Source organism: Deinococcus ficus (genome assembly GCF_003444775.1).
GTDB classification, from domain to species: domain Bacteria; phylum Deinococcota; class Deinococci; order Deinococcales; family Deinococcaceae; genus Deinococcus; species Deinococcus ficus.
The window spans coordinates 1,969,001-1,982,464 of the sequence record NZ_CP021081.1; the positions used below are offsets into that span (position 1 = coordinate 1,969,001).

14 protein-coding genes are annotated in these 13,464 nt (G+C 70.5%); 6 read left to right on the forward strand and 8 right to left on the reverse strand.

Annotated elements, in window-relative coordinates; all coding sequences use genetic code 11:
• Positions 1-2: 2 nt before the first annotated feature.
• Positions 3-1,613 (reverse strand): PASTA domain-containing protein, encoded by a 1,611-nt coding sequence (locus DFI_RS09580; protein ID WP_027462946.1) that lies wholly within the window; start codon positions 1,611-1,613, stop codon positions 3-5.
• Positions 1,614-1,751: 138 nt separating this feature from the next.
• On the opposite strand from DFI_RS09580, the gene deoD reads away from it, so the two are divergent.
• The gene (gene deoD, locus DFI_RS09585; RefSeq protein ID WP_022801518.1) at positions 1,752-2,468 is read left to right on the forward strand and encodes a purine-nucleoside phosphorylase; all 717 of its coding nucleotides are present in this window, start codon (positions 1,752-1,754) and stop codon (positions 2,466-2,468) included.
• 54 nt (positions 2,469-2,522) lie between these two features.
• Here the strand turns inward: deoD and DFI_RS09590 are convergent, their stop codons facing one another.
• Positions 2,523-3,713, reverse strand: a complete 1,191-nt coding sequence (locus DFI_RS09590) for an RsmB/NOP family class I SAM-dependent RNA methyltransferase (protein ID WP_051307791.1) — start codon at positions 3,711-3,713, stop codon at positions 2,523-2,525.
• Positions 3,714-3,885: 172 nt separating this feature from the next.
• Between DFI_RS09590 and DFI_RS09595 the strand changes: the two genes are divergently transcribed.
• The gene (locus DFI_RS09595; protein WP_027462948.1) at positions 3,886-4,359 is read left to right on the forward strand and encodes a hypothetical protein; all 474 of its coding nucleotides are present in this window, start codon (positions 3,886-3,888) and stop codon (positions 4,357-4,359) included.
• 37 nt (positions 4,360-4,396) lie between these two features.
• Complete coding sequence (locus DFI_RS09600) at positions 4,397-4,693, forward strand: YciI-like protein (RefSeq protein WP_022801515.1); 297 nt, start codon at positions 4,397-4,399, stop codon at positions 4,691-4,693.
• Positions 4,694-4,755: 62 nt separating this feature from the next.
• Here DFI_RS09600 and secA read toward each other — a convergent pair whose 3' ends face one another.
• A complete protein-coding gene (gene secA, locus DFI_RS09605) occupies positions 4,756-7,365 on the reverse strand; it encodes a preprotein translocase subunit SecA (protein ID WP_027462949.1) in 2,610 nt (869 codons plus the stop codon).
• Between the two features lie 83 nt (positions 7,366-7,448).
• Positions 7,449-8,471, reverse strand: a complete 1,023-nt coding sequence (gene tsaD, locus DFI_RS09610; protein WP_027462950.1) for a tRNA (adenosine(37)-N6)-threonylcarbamoyltransferase complex transferase subunit TsaD — start codon at positions 8,469-8,471, stop codon at positions 7,449-7,451.
• A gap of 183 nt (positions 8,472-8,654) precedes the next feature.
• Here tsaD and DFI_RS09615 point away from each other — a divergent pair, with 183 nt between their 5' ends.
• Entirely contained in the window at positions 8,655-9,404 is a 750-nt protein-coding gene (locus DFI_RS09615) for a class I SAM-dependent methyltransferase (protein ID WP_027462951.1), read from the forward strand.
• 7 nt (positions 9,405-9,411) lie between these two features.
• Here DFI_RS09615 and DFI_RS09620 read toward each other — a convergent pair whose 3' ends face one another.
• The 3 genes from DFI_RS09620 to hpf form a co-directional block, all read right to left on the reverse strand.
• Positions 9,412-9,732, reverse strand: a complete 321-nt coding sequence (locus DFI_RS09620; RefSeq protein ID WP_051307793.1) for a hypothetical protein — start codon at positions 9,730-9,732, stop codon at positions 9,412-9,414.
• 52 nt (positions 9,733-9,784) lie between these two features.
• Entirely contained in the window at positions 9,785-10,894 is a 1,110-nt protein-coding gene (locus DFI_RS09625) for a butyrate kinase (RefSeq protein WP_027462953.1), read from the reverse strand.
• Between the two features lie 131 nt (positions 10,895-11,025).
• Entirely contained in the window at positions 11,026-11,592 is a 567-nt protein-coding gene (gene hpf, locus DFI_RS09630) for a ribosome hibernation-promoting factor, HPF/YfiA family (RefSeq protein ID WP_022801509.1), read from the reverse strand.
• A 205-nt stretch (positions 11,593-11,797) separates the two neighbouring features.
• On the opposite strand from hpf, the gene DFI_RS09635 reads away from it, so the two are divergent.
• Both DFI_RS09635 and DFI_RS09640 read left to right on the forward strand, forming a co-directional pair.
• Entirely contained in the window at positions 11,798-12,478 is a 681-nt protein-coding gene (locus DFI_RS09635; RefSeq protein WP_051307753.1) for a TetR/AcrR family transcriptional regulator, read from the forward strand.
• 52 nt (positions 12,479-12,530) lie between these two features.
• Entirely contained in the window at positions 12,531-13,082 is a 552-nt protein-coding gene (locus tag DFI_RS09640; protein ID WP_027462954.1) for an SRPBCC family protein, read from the forward strand.
• Positions 13,083-13,141: 59 nt separating this feature from the next.
• On the opposite strand, the gene DFI_RS09645 is transcribed toward DFI_RS09640, so the two are convergent.
• Positions 13,142-13,456 carry a hypothetical protein gene (locus DFI_RS09645; protein WP_043778027.1) on the reverse strand — a complete coding sequence of 105 codons (315 nt, stop codon included), beginning with the start codon at positions 13,454-13,456 and terminating at the stop codon, positions 13,142-13,144.
• Between the last annotated feature and the right edge of the window lie 8 nt (positions 13,457-13,464).

Below are 13,464 nucleotides of genomic sequence, written 5' to 3' on the forward strand. Positions count from 1 at the left end.
GCTCAGGGCGTGAGGGGGGTCACGGTGGCGTAGTCCCCACCGTCACGCAGGATCACGAACACCGCCTCGCCGTTCACCGGGATGGGCTGATCGGTGCGGGCGACGTTGCCGCGCAGCGTGCCGGCGTCCATGGCGGCCATCACCTCGCGCTGCCCGTCGTCGTCGCGGACGACGACGCTGTACGACCCGTCCGGCAGGTCGGCGGGGAAGGTGTAGTCGAAGGTCACCGTGCCGGTCGCGGCGGGGGGCGCCGGTTCGGGGGTGGTCTCCTCCGGCGGCTGCACGGGGTCGGGCGTGACCGGCGCTTCCGGTTCGGCGGTGACGGGCGGCACGTACGGCGGCGGCAGCTGAAGGTTCCCAGCCGACTGCGTGGGCGGCGCGTAGCGGGCGGTCGCCACGGTCAGGGTCACGGGGCTGCCCACCTCCACGCGCACGTACGGGGCGGGAACCTGTTCCAGCACGGTGTTGGCGGGCTCGTCGCTGGGCTGCTCCTTCACGCGGTTCACGACCAGACCGGCCGCGCGGGCGTACTCGCGGGCCTGCTCGTAGGTCATGCCGGTCAGGTCCGGAATCCAGGTTTCCTTGCCCTGCACGCCGCTGCTGACCAGCACCTGCACGGGCTGCCCGGGCTGCGTCTGGCTGCCGGGCTGCGGCAGCTGCGCGATCACGTGGCCCTTGGCGGTGTTCGTCAGGGTGCCGTCCACGGTCAGGACCTTGCCCAGCACCAGCGCACCGTCTTTCAGGGAGGACTTCACCTGGTCCACGGTCATCTCCTCCACGCGCGGCACGGCCACGCTGGGGGGGTTGTTCACGGTGAGGGTCACCAGGCGGCCCACCGGGAGGTTCGTGCCGGCCTGCGGTTCCTGACGGATGATCTGACCGATCTCCCGGGCGCCCGACTGCCCCTCGGTGTACTGCACGCGGAAGCCCTGCGCGGTCAGCTTCCGGGCGGCGTCCTGCGCTTCCTGCCCGGCCACGTCGGCGACCTCCCGCACGGGCGGGTTGAGGTAGATCTGCGCGGCCTGCCCGCCCAGGTAGATGGCGCCCCCCAGGAACAGCAGGCCGGGCACGAAGGTCAGCCACGCGCCCGGCTCGCGGCGGCGCTTGACCCGCCCGCCGCTCAGGGCGGCCAGCGCGGGGGCGTTCAGGGTGGCGATGTCCTCAGGCGTGCGGGTGGCGGGCCGCAGGTAGGCGATCTGCGGTTCGTGCCCGTTCATGACGATGTCCGCGTCGGTCAGGGCGTACCCGTGCGCGGCGAGGCGCGCGGCGAGGGCCTGCACGGCCTCCACCGTCTCCTGGCTCTTGACCGGCTGGGCCAGCACGTCGTCCAGCGGGGTGCCCGTGACCGGCTGCCACACGGCGTAGAAGGCGCCCGGCCGGGCGACCACATCGGTCAGGCCGGCGGGTTCCAGGGTGCGCAGGACCGTGCGGTAGGCGTGGAAGGCCTGCCGGTCGGCGGGGGTGGACACGTCGAACCACGCGACGTGCCGGGTGACGCCCTCCGCGGCGCTCACTTCGCTGATGGTGACGTTCTCCTGCCGGGCAAGTTCGCGCAGCACGCGGTACTTTCCGTCGATGAGTCTGCTCTGGTCTGGTGCGTCCGGCCCGGTCATGCGCCTGCCAGCATACCGCCTGCACCGGCGGCGGCACGGCGGCGTCCGCGCCAGTGCCGGGCCCGGCCGGGAAAATAGTGATCACGACACCATTGCGGGGGGACTCCGCGGCTTCCCATCCGGCATAGACTGAGGGGTATGAGTATTCACCTGAACGCCGAGAAAGGCCAGATTGCCGAGACCGTCCTGCTGCCGGGCGACCCCCTGCGCGCCCAGCACATTGCCGAGACCTTCCTGGAAAACCCCGTGCAGCACAACACCGTGCGCGGCATGCTGGGCTTCACCGGCACGTACAAGGGCCAGCGCGTGAGCGTGCAGGGCACCGGCATGGGCATTCCCAGCTGCATGATCTACGTGAACGAACTCATCCAGGACTACGGCTGCAAGAACCTGATCCGCGTCGGCACGGCCGGCAGCTACCGCGAGGATGTGCACGTGCGCGACCTGGTGCTCGCGCAGGCCGCCTGCACGGACAGCAACATCAACCGCGTCCGCTTCGGCGAGCGGACCTTCGCGCCGATCGCGGACTTCGAGCTGCTGATGCGCGCCTACCAGATCGCCCGGGAACGCGGCTTCACCACGCACGTCGGGAACATCATGAGCAGCGACACCTTCTACACCGACGACCGCACCGAGTTCCAGCGCTGGGCGGACTACGGCGTGCTGGCCGTGGAGATGGAAGCGGCCGGGCTGTACACCCTCGCTGCCAAGTACGGCGTGCGCGCCCTGACGGTGCTCACCATCAGCGACCACCTCGTCACGCACGAGGTGACCACCGCCGAGGAACGCCAGCTGACCTTCAACAGCATGATCGAGGTCGCGCTGGACGCCGCGCTGGGCCTCGACAGCAAGTAACGACACGCCATGGGGAGGGGCCGGGCATGTGCTGCCCGGCCCCTCCCTTATGGCTTACCCGTCCCTGCGCCGCAGGCGGGCGATGAAGAACCCGTCCACGCCGTCCACCGGCACGGTCAGCACCCCGTCCCCGGCGGGCACATGGGGCACCTCCAGCGCCGGGACCGGTTCCGGCGTGAACTCCGGGTGGTCCCGCAGGAATGCCGCCACCACGTTCGGGCCCTCCTGCCTGGTGACCGAGCACACCGAGTACACCAGCGTCCCGCCCGGCTCCACGAGTGCCGCCGCGTTCGGCAGCATTCGCGCCTGCAACTCCGCCATCTCCGACACGGCGTCCGGGGTGAGCCGCAGCTTGATCTCCGGGTGGCTGCGCAGGGTGCCGCTGCCGGTGCACGGCGCGTCCAGCAGCACCAGCGGCGCGGGCGGCACGTCCAGCGGTGCGGTCAGGTCATGCGTGACGAACTCGGCCGTGAGACCCAGGCGCCTCAGGTTCCCGCGCGCCGCGCCGTGCTTGCGCTCCACGACGTCCACGCTGATCACCTGCGCGCCCCGCGCGGCCAGCATGGCGGCCTTCACGCCCGCCCCGCCCGCGAGGTCCAGCACCCGCTCGCCCTGCACGTCCCCCAGCGCGTCCACGCACGCGAGGCTCGCCGGGTTGATGGGCTGCACCTGCCCCTGCCGGTACGCCTCCGACTCCCGCAGCGGCCGGGCGAGTTCCACCCGTTCCACGCCCTGCGGCCCGGGCGTGAGGGTGCTGCCCTCCGCCTCCAGGCTGCGCGCGCCAGCGTCCGACACCGTCAGCCACAGCGGCTGCGGCTGCAACAGATCGTTCAGCGCGGCGTCTGCCTGCTCCCCGTAGGCGCGGCGGTACGTGTCCGCCAGCCAGCCGGGCAGCTCGGCGTCCTCCACCGGTACGGTCTCCACGCGGCGCAGCACCGCGTTCACCAGCCCCGGAGGGGCCAGCCGCGCCAGCCGCGCCAGGTTCACGTACTCGTTCACGACCGCGTGCACCGGCGTGTCCAGGTGGAGTTTCTCGAATGCACCGGCCATCAGCAGCGTCAGCACCTTCGGGTGCGTGTCCGCGCTCAGCAATCCCGACAGGGCCCGCTTCAGGCTGTCATGGTGGCGCAGGGTGCCGTACACGATGTGCGTCGCCAGCCCCGCGTCCCGGGCCGGCAGGTGCGCCTTCGCCAGCGCCGCGTCCAGGGCCGGCGCCGCGAACCCCTCCCCTGCCAGCACGCGCATCAGCACGCGTACGGCGATCTCCCGGGCGGGGTTCACCGGGTCCGGGCGGCGGTCTTGCGGACCTGTTCGGGAAGCGCCGCGGTCGTTGGCGCGCGGACGGGCAGAGCGGGACGTCATCCCCGCAGCATACGCCGGGGCATCCGGCGACACGGTGGCGCGGTACCGTCAGCGCATGGACGCGCCCGCCGGCCCTTCTCCCCTGTCCCGCGCGACCCCGGCCCTGGCGGTCCTTCTGGCCGTCCTGACCGGGGTGTTCTGGGTGGGCGGCGGCAACCGGCTCCAACACCCGTCGGAAGCTGTCAACGTCCCCACTGCACCTGCCAGCCAGCGGGAGCGGACAGGCGCAGCGGAAGCCCTGAAGGCCCTCATGGACCAGCCTCAGGTCCCGGGCCGCCCCATTCCGGGCGGGGTACGGTACGACCTGGACGAAACCGCCTTCGGCAACAGCACCACCCTCACGGTCCGGGAAGACGGCTCGCGCATTGTCGAAGTGCGCGAACCGAGGGTTCCCACCGAGGCACTCGGAACCGTGGAGGGCCGTGGACAGGGAACGCGCCAGGCGGTCATTCTGGACGGGCCTCTGCGGGGGGCTCGGGTCGAAGCCTCCCCGGACACCTGGACGCTCACCCTGCCGCTCCCGCAGTAAACCCACGGTGGAAGGGCTGGCCTACACTGGGCCGCACATGCACTACCTTCTCTTCTACCGCTTCCGGTACGCCGACCACGCGCAGCGCCGCGAACCCTACCGCGCCGACCACCTGAGTTACGCCAGGGCGGCGGTGGCCCGCGGGGAGTTGCTGCTGGGCGGCGCCCTCGCCGATCCCATGGACGGTGCCGTCCTGCTGTTCCATGGGGACAGCCCCGACGCGGCCCGCGCCTTTGCGGAGAACGACCCCTACGTGCAGGGCGGCCTCGTGGAAAGCTGGGAAGTCCGCCCCTGGACGACCGTGGTCGGAGCCGGAGCCGCCTCTCCTCATTAAGCACCAGAGAACAGCAGCGGGCCGCCAATGAAAAGGGCGGCCCGCCGGCTTTCACTTCTGCTTCAGACGGTCTGGCCGAACTGCATGCGGAAGAGGAACTTGGTGACCTCGGCTTTGAGGGTGTCGATCATGTCGTTGAACATGTTGGTGGCTTCGAACTTGTATTCGGTGAAGGGGTCGCGCTGGCCGTAGCCGCGCAGGCCGATGCCCTGACGCAGGACGTCCATGCCATGCAGGTGCTCTTTCCAGTGCTGGTCGACGACCTGGAGGAGGACGTAGCGTGACAGGCTGTTCATCATGGTGGGGCTGAGTTCTTCCTTGCGGGCGTCGAAGGCGTCGGCGGTGGCGCCGAGCAGGGCGTCCTGCGCTTCGGCGGGCGTCATGCCGCGCAGGGCGTCGAAGTCGAAGGTTTCGAGCTGGGGGATGGCGTCGAGCATGGCGGCTTTCAGGCCGTCGATGTCCCACTGGTCGTGGGGGAGGTCCACGGGGAGGTGGGTGGCGAGCTGGCTGTCGACGAAGTCGGCGATCATGCCTTCGGTGGATTCCTCGACCTCGCTGTCCTGCCCGAGGAGCACCTCGCGGCGCTGGGCGTAGATGATGTCGCGCTGTTTGCTGGCGACGTTGTCGAATTCGAGGAGGTTCTTGCGGATACTGAAGTTGCGGTCCTCGACGCGGGCCTGGGCTTTCTCGATGGCGCCGGTGACCATTTTCGCTTCGATGGGCTGGGTGTCGTCCATGCCGAGGCGGTCCATCATGGCGACGACGCGGTCGTTGGCGAACAGGCGCATCAGGTCGTCCTCGAAGCTGACGTAGAAGCGGCTGCTGCCGGGGTCGCCCTGGCGGCCGGCGCGGCCGCGCAGCTGGTTGTCGATGCGGCGGGATTCGTGGCGTTCGGTGCCGATGATGTGCAGCCCGCCGAGTTCCTTGACCTTGACGTGGTCGGCGTCGGTGGCTTTCTGGAGTTCGATGGCCTGGCGAATGAAGTCCTCGGTCATGCCGGGGATCTTCAGGCCGAGGTCGTGGGCCTGGGCGTCGTGGCGGCTGACGGCCTTGATGAAGGCCTCGGCTTCGGGGGCGAAGCGGCTGAGGCCGAAGTTCTGCTCGATGGCCTCACCCATGATGAATTCGGCGTCCCCGCCGAGTTTGATGTCGGTGCCGCGGCCGGCCATGTTGGTGGCGATGGTGACGGTGCCACTGCGTCCGGCCTGCGCGATGATGCTGGCTTCCTGCGCCTCGTACTTGGCGTTCAGGACGCTGTGGGGAATGCCGGCTTCCTTGAGCAGCGCGCTGAGCTCCTCGCTGGTCTGGATGCTGGCGGTGCCGATCAGGACAGGCTGCCCGGTCACGTGGCGAACCTTGACTTCCTCCACGGCGGCGCGGTACTTGCCCATCTTGCTGCGGTAGACGAGGTCCTCGCCGTCCTTACGCAGCACGGGGCGGTTGGTGGGGATGACGAGCACGTCGCTGCCGTAGATGTCGAGGAATTCCTTTTCCTCGGTCTTGGCGGTGCCGGTCATGCCGGCGAACTTGTCGTACAGACGGAAGAAGTTCTGGTACGTGATGGTGGCGAGCGTCTGGTTCTCGTTCTCGATCTTCACGCCCTCTTTCGCCTCGATCGCCTGGTGGAGGCCCTCGCCGTAGCGGCGGCCGGCCATGCTGCGGCCGGTGAACTCGTCCACGATCACGACCTCGCCCTCGGCGTTGACGATGTAGTCCTTCTCGCGGTGGTACAGCTCGGCCGCGCGGATCGCCTGGGTGATCATGTGGGCGCGGTCCATGTTCTCGCGGCTGTACAGGTCGCTGATAGACAGCAGTTTCTCGATCTTGTCGATGCCCTGTTCGGTGAGGTGCACCTGCTTGCCCTTCTCGTCGATGGTGTAGTCGCCGGTGGGTTCGGTGCGCACGCCGGGTTCGGCGGGTTCGCCGCGCTTGAGGCGCTTGATGAGTTTGGCCATGACGTAGTACTGGTCGGTGGCCTTCTCGGCGGCGCCCGAGATGATCAGGGGGGTGCGGGCCTCGTCGATCAGGATGCTGTCCACCTCGTCCACGATGGCGTAGTGCAGCGGGTGATCGGCGCGCAGCACGAGCGCCTCGCGGCTCTGGGCCATGTTGTCGCGCAGGTAGTCGAAGCCCAGTTCGCTGTTGGTGACGTAGGTGATGTCGCAGCCGTACGCGGCCTGCTTCTGGGCGGGCTGCAGTTCGCGGTTGGCGAGGCCCACGGTCAGGCCCAGCGTGCGGTACAGCAGGCCCATTTCCTCGGCGCCCACGCGGGCGAGGTAGTCGTTCACGGTGACGAGGTGCGCGCCCTTGCCGTCCAGGGCGTTCAGGGCGAGCGCCAGGGAGGCGACCAGCGTCTTCCCTTCCCCGGTCTTCATTTCCGCGATGCGGCCCTGGTGCAGCGCGGCGCCGCCGACGATCTGCACGTCGTAGTGGCGTTTGCCGAGCACGCGGCGGCCGGCCTCGCGGATCAGGGCGAAGGCGGGGACCATCACGTCATCCAGGGACTTGCCTTCCTGCTGCACCTGGCGCCGCAGGTCCATGAACGCGGCGGCGAGGTCGGGCACCTGCATGGTTTCCTGCTCGAGGGCGTTGACGGGCTCCACCACGGTTTTGATCAGGCGCTGTACGTCGCGCTGGTTGGTGTCGAAGACCTTGTTGAGGACACGGAACATATACGCGAGAGTATACGCGTCCCGCTGAGCGGCAGGCCGCCATGTTCAGTGGGGGAAGCGAAGGAGAGTTGAGTGGGTCAGGCTCAGGCCTGGGGGGCCAGGGCGGCCAGGGGCGCGTACGCCTCGGCGCCCTCGGCCAGGGTGCCCGGCGCCCGGCCGGCCGTGATGGCGGCCGCGCCGGCCAGGGCGATCATGGCGCCGTTGTCGGTGTTCAGGCCGCGGCCCGGGAACACCACCCGCAGGCCCGTGCCCGCGAACGCCTCGCGCAGCGCCCGGTTCGCCGCCACGCCGCCCGACACGACCACCGTGTCCCGCCCGGTCGCCTCGGCCGCGCGCCGCGTGGTCTTCACGAGCGTGTGCACCGCGGCTTTCTGGAAGCTCGCGGCGAGGTCCGGCGCGCTGGCGCCCGCCCGGTGGGCGAGCAGGGCGGCGGTCTTCAGGCCGCTGAAACTGAAGTCGAAGCCCTTTTGCCCCTGCAACGGCTCCTTGAACGGCACGGCGTCCGGGTTGCCGGTCAGGGCCGCCTCAGCGATGGCCGGGCCGCCCGGGTACCCCAGCCCGGACAGCCGGGCGATCTTGTCGAAGGCCTCGCCGGCCGCGTCGTCCTTCGTGGCGCCCACCAGCACGTACTCGCCCTCGCGGGGCACGTCGAACAGGTGCGTGTGCCCACCCGACACCACCAGCGCCAGGAAGGGCGGGGCGAGCTCCGCCTCGGACGCCGCGGCGAAGATGTGGCCCTCCAGGTGGTGCGTGGCGTGGAAGGGCACGCCGAGCGCCTGCGCCACCCCCTTGCCGTACATCAGGCCCACCAGCAGCGCCCCCACGAGGCCCGGCCCGGAGGTGGCCGCGACCGCGCCGAGCTCGTCCACGGTCACGCCCGCCTCGGCCAGGGCGTCCCCCATCACCGCGTCGATGCGTTCCACGTGCTCGCGGCTGGCGAGTTCCGGCATCACGCCCCCGTACTGGGCGTGCACCGTCTGGGACCACACCCGGTTGGCCAGCACCCGCACCCGGCCGCCCGTTAGTTCCACCACGCCCACGCCCGTGTCGTCGCAGGACGTGTCGATGCCCAGAATCAGCGTGCGGGGGTGCGGTGCGGCGTTCATCGCGGGGGAGCATAGCAGGCGGCCGTGAACTAGGCCGGGTGGCCGATGACAGCCGGGGGGGCCCGGGGCATCATGACGGCACTTTCCCGGAGGCTCCCCTTGCGCTTGCGTTGACCCCTTCAGAACCGGCTTCCCGACCTGCGCGACAGCGCGGGCCCATTCACTTGACCCTGAAGGTGTTTCATGACGCACTGGACTGAATCGTTTTACCCGCAGCAGGACGCCCTGACCGGCTGTTACGCGGCCCCGATCCACCCCTTTCACACCGCGCTGGCCTCGCGCGTCACCGCGCAGCTGGGGCGCCCCGGCACGCTGCTGGAACTCGGCGCGGGCGGCGGGCAGTTCGCGGTGAGCGCCGCGCTGCTCGGGCATAAGGTCACCGCCCTGGACCTCTGGGCCGGCGCGGGCGAGTTTACGCGCCGCCTCGCCCGGACGCAGGGGGTGAATGTGGAGGTCGTCACCGGCAGCTTCTACGACGCGCCGCTGCCCCGAACCTTCGACGCCGTGTGTTACTGGGACGGCTTCGGCATCGGCACGGACGCCGAGCAGCGGCACCTCCTGACGCGCCTCCACGACTGGCTGGCCCCGTCGGGCACAGGCTTTGTCGAGGTGTACACCCCCTGGTACTGGGCGCGCCACGCCGGCTTCACCCGCCAGGACGAGGCCTACACTCAGGTGTACGGCTTTGATGCCGACGGGTGCCGCATGACCGACACGTACACGCCGGTCACCGGCGACCCCATCACCCAGAGCTTGCGCTGCTACAGCCCCGCTGACCTGCGCCTGCTGCTGACCGGCACCGGCCTCACCCTGACCGGACTGTGGCCCGGCGGCGAGTACGACCCGGTCACCCGGACCTGGCACCCGGAGGTGCCGCTGGCCCGCGCGCAGAGCTACACAGCGCTGCTCACCCGCGAAAGCGCGCCCAGCTAGTCGGCGTTCAGCGCTGCTGGTCGCGCACGGCGGCCAGGGTTTCCTCGAACTCGTCCAGGAACTCGTCTTCCAGCAGGCGGTCGCGGATCAGTTCGTCCTGTTCGGTCACGACCTGCTGGCGCGCCCAGCGGACCCGGGCCTGCCGGGCGCTGCTCACGTTGCCCTTCCCGGCGATGAAGTGCGCGGCGTGCCGCACGGCCTGGGTGGGGTCGTCGGTGGGGGCGGTCACGCTGAGGTTGCGCAGGCCGCCGTGCTCGCTGACCAGCGAGCAGATCACCTCGATGCGCTGGCCGCGCCGGGCGAGGAATACCTGATCCACACGCCACATGCTGGTGGCCCGCAGGGGGACCAGGGTGCGGGGGTGCCGGCGGGCCACGCGCTCAGGCTCCCTGGGGGGGCGCGGCGTCGGCGGGCGGGGTGGGGGGTTTCCAGTCGCGGGCGGCTTCCAGGCCCAGCAGGACCCGGCCGGCGCCCTCGGCGAGCGCCTCGAGTTCCAGTTCGCCGGGAATCACGAGGACGGGGGCCACCCAGGCGAGGCGGCGCTCGATGCGGTCCATCAGGGCGTCCCAGCGGGCCGCGCCGCCGGTCAGGACGATGGCGTCCGGGCGGCTCTGCAAGGCCCCGACCTGCTCCATGGTGGCCTTGCAGGCCTGATGAACGAAGGCGGCCACGGCGGCGCGGACATCCTCCTCGCCAGCCTCGCGGGCCTCGAGGTCCTTGAGGCTGGCGCTGCCGGTCAGGGACTGCATGCCGCTGGCGCCTGCAAGGAGTTTCAGGGTGCCGTCCACGCCATATTTCTGCGCAAGTTTCAGCAGGGCGCGGGTGGGCAGCGGGCCGCTCTGCACGGCGCCCATGGGGCCGCCGTCGGGGCCGGTGCCGCTGGAGTCGATGGCGCGGCCCTTCTCGAACGCGGTGACGCTGCTGGTGGCCCCCAGATGCGCGACGACGATGCGGGCGTCCTGGAGGCGTTTGCCGATGTCGTGCGCGGCGCGGCGGGCGGCCACACGGGCGTTCAGGGCGTGGTACTCGGCGCGGCGTTTCACGCCCCGGACGCCGGTTTCACGGGCCTCGGGGATCAGTTCGTCCACGCTCTGCGGGTCCACCACGAAGGCCGGCACGCCCCGGGCCTGCGCGACCGCCAGGGCCAGCGGCACGCCCAGGTTGGAGACGTGCGGAAGGGTGCCGTCGTCGCTTTGCACGGCGTACTCGGCCATGTCGGGGGTGACGTGGTACGTCCCGGCGGGCACCTGCCCGATCATGCCGCCCCGGCCGACCACGGCCGCTGGCGCCGGCCAGTCGCGGGTGACGTCCAGCACCCGCTGCACGAGGTCAGGCAGGTCGTGGATGCTGGGCGTGTGCGGCAGGGGCAGCTCGGCGCGCTCCAGTTTCAGGCGGAGCTGACCGGGCAGCGCGGCGTTGTCGCTCGGCGCGATGGTGGCGCACGCGAGCTTCAGGCCGCTGGTTCCGGGATTGATCACGTAGGCGATCACAACACGCCAGCCTAGCAGATGCCCGGTGGTCGCGGTATGCCCCCCGGCAGATGACAGGCGGGGGGGTGTCTCACGTGGCGGGGCGGGAAGGGGCGGGAGTTTCCCGCCGCCTCCCCGCCCCTATGCAGTGATCAGACGGTGGGTTCGATCAGGCCGTAGTGGCCGTCCTTGCGGCGGTACACGACGCCGGTGCGGCCACTGCTCATGTTGGTGAACACGTAGAAGTCGTGGTCCAGCGCTTCCATCTGCGCGGCGGCGTCCTCGGGGCTCATGGGGCGCATCTCGAAGCGCTTCTGCCGCACGATCTCGGGCGTGAAGTCGCTCACGTCGTCCATGCCGGCGTTCACGGCGGCCTCGGCGGGACCGGGCTCGGGTTCCGGCACGGTGCCCTGGCGCTGCTTCATGTACCGGGTCTTGAATTTGCGCAGCTGACGTTCCAGGACGTCGCTGGCCTTGTCGATCGCGGCGTACATGTCCGCGTGGTGTTCCTCGGCGCGGATGATGCCGTTGGGGACGTTGAGCTGCACTTCCACTCGATTGCGTCTCTGGGAGTCACGGACGTCGCGGACGGTCAGGGTCACGCGGGCGTCGGTGATCTGGTCGTGGTAACGGTCCAGTCGGGTCAGTTTCTCCTCGACGTAGTCGCGCATCGCGTCCGTTACTTCCACATTGCGGCCAGCCAGCTTGTAGATGTGCACAGGTCACCTCGCTTCTTTCCCGTCTCAGGGACGCGCCCCGTGAGGTTCATCCCTGTGCCGGTACCCCGAGGGTAGCCCGCCTGTCATGGGCGTGTCACGCGAGGAGCCCACAGTAACCTCTTATGGAAAGGCGTATGGTAGGGAGCGGAGTGAGCCGCGGCCGGGCCCCGACCCGGGCCCCGCGCTGACGCCCCCAGCCGCCCACATGAAGACGAACCGCGAGGAACAGGACCAGGCCCGGCGCGAGCGGATTGCCCGCGCCGCCTTCGAGCTGTTCGCCCGCAGCGGCCTGGAGGCCACCAGCGCGCAGGACATCGCCCAGGCGGCGTTCGTGAGCCGCACCAACCTGTACCGCTACTTTCCCAGCAAGGTGCACATGCTCCTGGCGCACTTCGAGAAGGCCGTGCAGGCCAGCCGCGACGAGGCCCTCAGTCGCCTGCAGGGCGGCGCGGCGCCGCAGCAGGTATGGGAGAACGTCACGGCCCGCATGGCCGACCTGGGCGTGCGCTACCGGCACCTGGTGGGCGCCGTGGGGCAGGCGGTGCTGTCCGCGCGGCTGCCGCGCCTGGACGCCCGCGCGCCCCTGCGCCGGGACGCCAGCGACCTGACCCTTCCCGACGACCTGGGACTGCGCACCGCCCTGATGCTCACCACCCTGGTGGAACCTGTGCTGCTCGCCATGCAGCGCGGCGGGCATCTGCGCCCGGGGCTGGACGTCACGCACCTGAGCGTGCTGCTGGTGGACGCCTGCCTGCTGTCGCTGCTGCACGGCGGGCACCGCACGCAACGGGAGGTCATGCAGGACTGGCAGGAGCGTTTCAGCCTGCTGCTGCACGGCGCCCTGAGCGACCCGGCCGCCAGCGCGGCCCGGCACCGCCGCCCCTGACGGCCGGGCGGGGCACGTGCGCCCGGGCGCTCACGGTACACTCCCAGCAGGCATGTCCGAATCCATTCAGATCAAACAGAACCTGATCGTCCGCGCCCGCCCGGACGTCCTGTACCGCCTCGCGCTGGAGCCCAAACGCCGCGCCGCCTGGGACCCGAACATCGTCAGTGCCGCCTACGAGGGCGGCGAGGGCCGGCTGACGAACAACGCCCTGGTGCGCCTCAAGCTCGCCCGGCGGCTGCTGGGGCTGTCGTTCACCGCGAAGTACGGCCAGCTGCAGGCCCCGCAGCGCGGCGGGTGGGAGAGCGTGCGGCACGTCGGGCCGCTGGAGAAACTCACGCAGGCCTGGACCTTCAAACCCATGCCCGGCGGCACGGAAGTCACGTTCAGCCTGAACGCCCGCGTGCGATACAGGTGGATCCGCCCGCAGATGGAACGCGTGCTGCACAACCTCGTGATGACCACCCTGCTGGAACTGCAGAAGCAGGTGGACGCCCAGGGCGCGCAGCTGATGCAGGACCTCGGGAAGGAAATGCAGGAAAAACAGAAGGCCGAGGCCAAAGCCGCCAAGGCCGCCGCGAAAGCCGCCCGGCGCCGCAAGTAAAAGTTATAAGCGCGGCCCGCCGGTTCCCATTGGGGCTGGCGGGCCGCGCTTCTATGCCCTCAATCCGGGATGAACAGCAGCACCGTTGCCGCCTTCACCGGCAGGGCCGTCCAGGCCTCACCGGGCGGCACGCGGTACGACTCCGTGGCGCGCAGCCGCACGAAGTTGTTCAGCGGCAGGTCCACCACCGCCTCCCCACCCAGGCACACCACCCAGCCGGGCCCAGGCACCCCCGCCTGCGACCCGACCAGTGCCGTGATGCGCACCCCGCCGCCCGGCAGCGCCACCCACTGCCCCGGGGCGCCCTGCGCCAGTCGGGACAGGTGCAGCGCCTGCGGGACGGCAGGCGGAGCGGCAGGGAGGCGGACGGTCATCAGCGCGG

Bases quoted from the DNA above. Each gene is read 5' to 3' on its own strand.
- DFI_RS09635 (WP_051307753.1), top strand. From the start codon at position 11,798: ATGAAGACGAACCGCGAGGAACAGGACCAGGCCCGGCGCGAGCGGATT.
- DFI_RS09640 (WP_027462954.1), top strand. From the start codon at position 12,531: ATGTCCGAATCCATTCAGATCAAACAGAACCTGATCGTCCGCGCCCGC.
- DFI_RS09595 (WP_027462948.1), top strand. From the start codon at position 3,886: ATGGACGCGCCCGCCGGCCCTTCTCCCCTGTCCCGCGCGACCCCGGCC.
- tsaD (WP_027462950.1), bottom strand. From the start codon at position 8,471: ATGAACGCCGCACCGCACCCCCGCACGCTGATTCTGGGCATCGACACG.
- DFI_RS09645 (WP_043778027.1), bottom strand. From the start codon at position 13,456: ATGACCGTCCGCCTCCCTGCCGCTCCGCCTGCCGTCCCGCAGGCGCTG.
- secA (WP_027462949.1), bottom strand. From the start codon at position 7,365: ATGTTCCGTGTCCTCAACAAGGTCTTCGACACCAACCAGCGCGACGTA.
- DFI_RS09615 (WP_027462951.1), top strand. From the start codon at position 8,655: ATGACGCACTGGACTGAATCGTTTTACCCGCAGCAGGACGCCCTGACC.
- DFI_RS09580 (WP_027462946.1), bottom strand. From the start codon at position 1,613: ATGACCGGGCCGGACGCACCAGACCAGAGCAGACTCATCGACGGAAAG.
- DFI_RS09620 (WP_051307793.1), bottom strand. From the start codon at position 9,732: ATGTGGCGTGTGGATCAGGTATTCCTCGCCCGGCGCGGCCAGCGCATC.
- DFI_RS09600 (WP_022801515.1), top strand. From the start codon at position 4,397: ATGCACTACCTTCTCTTCTACCGCTTCCGGTACGCCGACCACGCGCAG.
- deoD (WP_022801518.1), top strand. From the start codon at position 1,752: ATGAGTATTCACCTGAACGCCGAGAAAGGCCAGATTGCCGAGACCGTC.
- DFI_RS09590 (WP_051307791.1), bottom strand. From the start codon at position 3,713: ATGCGCGTGCTGGCAGGGGAGGGGTTCGCGGCGCCGGCCCTGGACGCG.